At 43.4% G+C, this 4,189-nt stretch carries 4 protein-coding genes; 2 read left to right on the forward strand and 2 right to left on the reverse strand.

Annotation, left to right across the window (positions count from 1 at the left end; all coding sequences use genetic code 11):
* Positions 1 to 20: 20 nt before the first annotated feature.
* On the reverse strand, positions 21 to 1,601 hold the full coding sequence (locus V5G28_RS07730; RefSeq protein WP_336230081.1) for an IS1182 family transposase: 1,581 nt from the start codon (positions 1,599 to 1,601) through the stop codon (positions 21 to 23).
* Positions 1,602 to 1,795: 194 nt separating this feature from the next.
* Entirely contained in the window at positions 1,796 to 2,344 is a 549-nt protein-coding gene (locus V5G28_RS07735; RefSeq protein ID WP_336230075.1) for an orange carotenoid protein N-terminal domain-containing protein, read from the reverse strand.
* A gap of 207 nt (positions 2,345 to 2,551) precedes the next feature.
* Between V5G28_RS07735 and queG the strand changes: the two genes are divergently transcribed.
* Both queG and V5G28_RS07745 read left to right on the forward strand, forming a co-directional pair.
* A complete protein-coding gene (gene queG / locus V5G28_RS07740; protein WP_336230077.1) occupies positions 2,552 to 3,508 on the forward strand; it encodes a tRNA epoxyqueuosine(34) reductase QueG in 957 nt (318 codons plus the stop codon).
* The gene (locus V5G28_RS07745) at positions 3,505 to 4,152 is read left to right on the forward strand and encodes an HAD-IA family hydrolase (protein WP_336230079.1); all 648 of its coding nucleotides are present in this window, start codon (positions 3,505 to 3,507) and stop codon (positions 4,150 to 4,152) included. Before queG ends, V5G28_RS07745 begins: the two co-directional genes overlap by 4 nt.
* Positions 4,153 to 4,189: the final 37 nt, after the last annotated feature.

Here is a 4,189-nt window from a genome sequence, read left to right on the forward strand (position 1 = left end):
CTAGAACACCGATTCAGTAATCAGGATAAAGTAGCAGACTGCTCAGTAGTGTTAGTAAAAATTTTGGCAAGGACATGAAGATTATGAACAACGGCGGTACGGCGGAGGTCAAATAAGTTTTTGCGAGTTCCAACGTAACGAGCTTGATCTCCTTGCCAGCGACCAATATGAGATAAGGAATGCTCGACACCTACCCGTTCCCGGAGCTTGGCGCGACCAGCAGGAGTTAATTGACGTTGTTTTAATTCCTGGAACAATGGCTCATCAGGATGAATGGAAACACTTCGTCCAGTTCGGGAAGTAGTACAACTGTCCCTTAACGGACAACTCGCACAGATATGCTTGGGAAACTGGACTTTGCCGCCAACGGCGAAAGGTAAAGTGACTTGATTAGGACAACAAATAGTCTGATTGTCCCAGTCTAAAGTAAAAGCAGTTTTAGTAAACCGCTTACCATTTCTTACTTGCCAAGCTTTACAGTAAACAGTCAGTTCATCAGTTCTGTTTTGAACCAAAGAACTGCTCAAGTAAGCGCGGTCAATGTGTAACTCAACCAGGTTCACTTTCTGGCATTTTAAGTCGATGGCGATCGCATCAGTAACAGATGCCTCAGGGATATTTGCTCTTGTGACCCCAACGGCGCGAACCAGCCCATTGTCTAAATCTCGTAAGACATGACGTTTATAACCATCAAATAGCTGAGTTTTGCTTTTACGCCCATGTCTCATTTCTTCGTCTTCGATGGAGATACGTCGTTCTTTGGCAACACCTGTTCGTAGTTTTATCTCACCATGAGCATCCACTTCCACATCTTGGGCTTCAATTAGCCTTGCGGTCTCCAAAGCCGAACGAAGTTGAGGGTGTTCGGTATTTTCTGGTTGTACTTGTACAAAAGTCTCAAGTCGCTCTAAAGCGTCTAATACAATCCCTAAAGCCAAATTTTTCTGGTCTGGGTTATCCCAGTTCAAGTCTAAAGCGGCTTTCAAGCTCGAACCCGCAACGATGTCTACCCCAATGTCATTGGCAACTTTTGCCAGCCCCCGCCCCTGCTGGTTAGCTATCACGCCGAGCGCTTTTTTGAGCGCGTGACCCAACAAATTATATGTATCCTCGACCTTCGATGCTCCCCACAAGGGACTGGAATCAAGTGCTGCCCGTAACTGCCTTGAGCCAAAACCCTTCGTTTGCTCTGCTAGTTCTACTGTTCTCTCAATGAGCCTACGGTCGAGACCTTGGATAATTAGCGCCGTGCGAAATCTGGCCAATGTCGCCTGGGAAAAAGGCGCATTTTCACAATCTATGCAATCCAGCACTAACTGCCAACGCCTATCCATGATCAGTGCTTCAATTGCTTCCGCATCTGAAGCCCCTGTGTAAGCTTGCAAGATTGTCGCTAATCCCAGTTGTGCTGGTGCTACTGGTGGATGCCCTTTGGCAGAATCTGCATAAAGCTTGTTCAGGTCTTCTTGAAATTCATCATCAAATATTTGATGGCGATATTGCCGTAAGAACGTAAACAGCTTTGCCCGTTTAATGCGCTTAATGATACTTTGCTCTGGTGCTGATAGTTCTATCGGTGGTTGCCAATTTCCTGGTCGCATACGTACATTCTCAGGTTGAGCTAGCACATTTCTTACTTGAATCTACCTCAATTCAGGCTACACCTCTCCTTGAGACTTTGTTAAATATCGCTCAAGGCTTACTTATCGCTATAAACGTTGGCTGGCAAGTATTTGCTCTATTTTCTTCTCTATTATTTACTTCATGCTCAACTGAATTTTCTTTTATCCCCCGATTACTGAATCGGTGTTCTAGCAGGGGGATTAGTCAGCTGGGGATCAACACCCATATCAGCTACTACTTTGCGGAAAACAGTAATTTGTTGACCAAAATCGAGTTGCTTAAGTTCTTCTAATACCTTTGCGCCATCACGGGAGAGTTGATAGCCGTTTGGCATGGGAACGACGAAGCCTTGAACCATAAGTTCGGATAATTCGTACCACAGAGCCAATTTGGTGTTATTACTGAGAATACCGTAGGAGCGAGAAATTTGAGTATTTCTCTTAGCAGCTAGGTCACGCATCACCTGTAACTGCTCATCATGAGGCATCTGCTTAATTTGATTTAACAAACCTTCAGCTAGCTGTAAACGCGCTGCACCTGTGGCTGCTGGTGTAATGGAACGGCCCATCTCTGTATAAGCATACCAAAGTACTGCCAACTGGTCGTCCACGCTTAGGCTTTGGAACACAGCCACGGTGGAAGTAACAGCATCACCAGGCTGAGTGCTGTAATTGAAGGGATTGGGGTAACGGCTTTGTGCTGAATCAGTTGTAAAAGTCATGATTGCCCCACTGTCAATTAGTTATTACGCTGCAAATCAGTAGGAGGCTTGTATTTTTTTGTTGCCTCTCGATTTACATATTGCATTATCTCTTTACATTTTGCAAATAAAATTTATAAATAGCATGAATAGCAAAAAGAAATAGGTGTATTGACTGAATGGTGTAGAATAGATAAGCCATGCACTGGGCAAATTAAAATAAGAAAAATGAATCGATCCTCGGGAACAAACAGCAGTGAGGTGAAAAAGAAGGCTCTGGAGTTGGGATTCCATAAGGTTGGAATTGCTGCAGTAGACGGGGAAGATTTAACACAGACGCAAAGATTGCAAGCTTGGCTAGCGCTTGGTTATGGTGCCGACATGGAATGGATGGCAAATCCGAAGCGGCAAGATATTCGTCAGGTTATGCCAGAGGTGCAAACTATAATTAGTGTCGCCCTGAATTACTACACACCTCAAAAGCGTCCCGAAGGAACAGAATACGCTAAAATTTCCCGTTATGCTTGGGGACGGGATTATCACAAAGTCATGCACAAAAAACTCAAGGCACTGACAACTTGGCTGCAAGGACTTCATCAAGGCATTCAAGCACGATACTATGCAGACACAGGTCCAGTGCAAGATAAAGTATGGGCGCAAAAAGCTGGCATCGGTTGGATTGCCAAGAATGGTAATGTGATAACACGAGAGTATGGCTCTTGGGTCTTTTTAGGGGAAGTGCTGACGAATTTGCCGTTGGAGAGCGATCGCCCGCATACAGAACACTGCGGTAGTTGTACTCGTTGTATGGAGGCGTGTCCCACAGGGGCGATTACCCAGCCTTTTCTGGTGGATGCCAATCGCTGCATAGCCTATCATACAATTGAAAATCGAGATGAAGAATTGCCCCAGACAGTCACACCCCATTTACAAGGCTGGGTTGCTGGTTGTGATATCTGCCAAGAAGTTTGTCCTTGGAATCAGCGCTTCGCCAAAGAAACAGATGTTGCAGAGTTTGAGCCGTACTCTGGGAATGTTGCACCCAAGCTGGTAGAATTGGCGCAAATCTCAGATCAACAGTGGGATAGACAATTTCCGGCATCGGCGTTGCGACGGATTAAACCAGAGATGTTACGACGGAATGCCCGTGCTAATCTAAACGCATTCCACCAGGGGAAAGAATGACCCAGAAAGTAATCATTTTTGATTTTGATGGCACAATTGCTGATACAGTAGATGCGTTGGTAGGTATAGCCAATGGCTTAGCCCAAAAGTTTGGCTATATACCAATCACTCAAGAGGAACTTGCCCTCCTGAGAAACTTGAATTCTAGGGAAATCATCAAGTACTCAGGAATTTCAATTTTGAAAATACCTTTTTTGGTTAAAAAAGTAAAATCTGAATTAAAAAGCAAAATCAAAGAATTAAAGCCCATTTCAGGAATTAAAGAAACCTTAGTAGTGCTTAACAATAACGGTTACAGACTAGGGATTATAACTTCTAATTCTCAAGACAATGTTACAGATTTCCTCAGAGTCAATGATTTAGATAACTTATTTGATTTTGTTTACTCAGGCGTCACAATCTTTGGAAAAACAACAATCATTAACAACGTCTTAAAACAAAAACAAATCAAACCTCAAGAAGTTATTTATGTTGGAGATGAAACCAGAGATGTAGAAGCATCCAAGAAAGCAAATATTAAGGTAATTGCAGTGACTTGGGGTTTCAATTCACAGGAAGTACTAGCAAAACAAAATCCAGATTTTTTGATTCACGAACCCTACGAATTGTTGGAAGTCATCAAAGGGTTAAGCCCAGATAATTGAACAAATAGATTTCTTGCAAAACTATGGTTAATTGATA

This window comes from Scytonema sp. PRP1, from assembly GCF_036697665.2.
Lineage (GTDB): Bacteria > Cyanobacteriota > Cyanobacteriia > Cyanobacteriales > Nostocaceae > Kalymmatonema > Kalymmatonema gypsitolerans.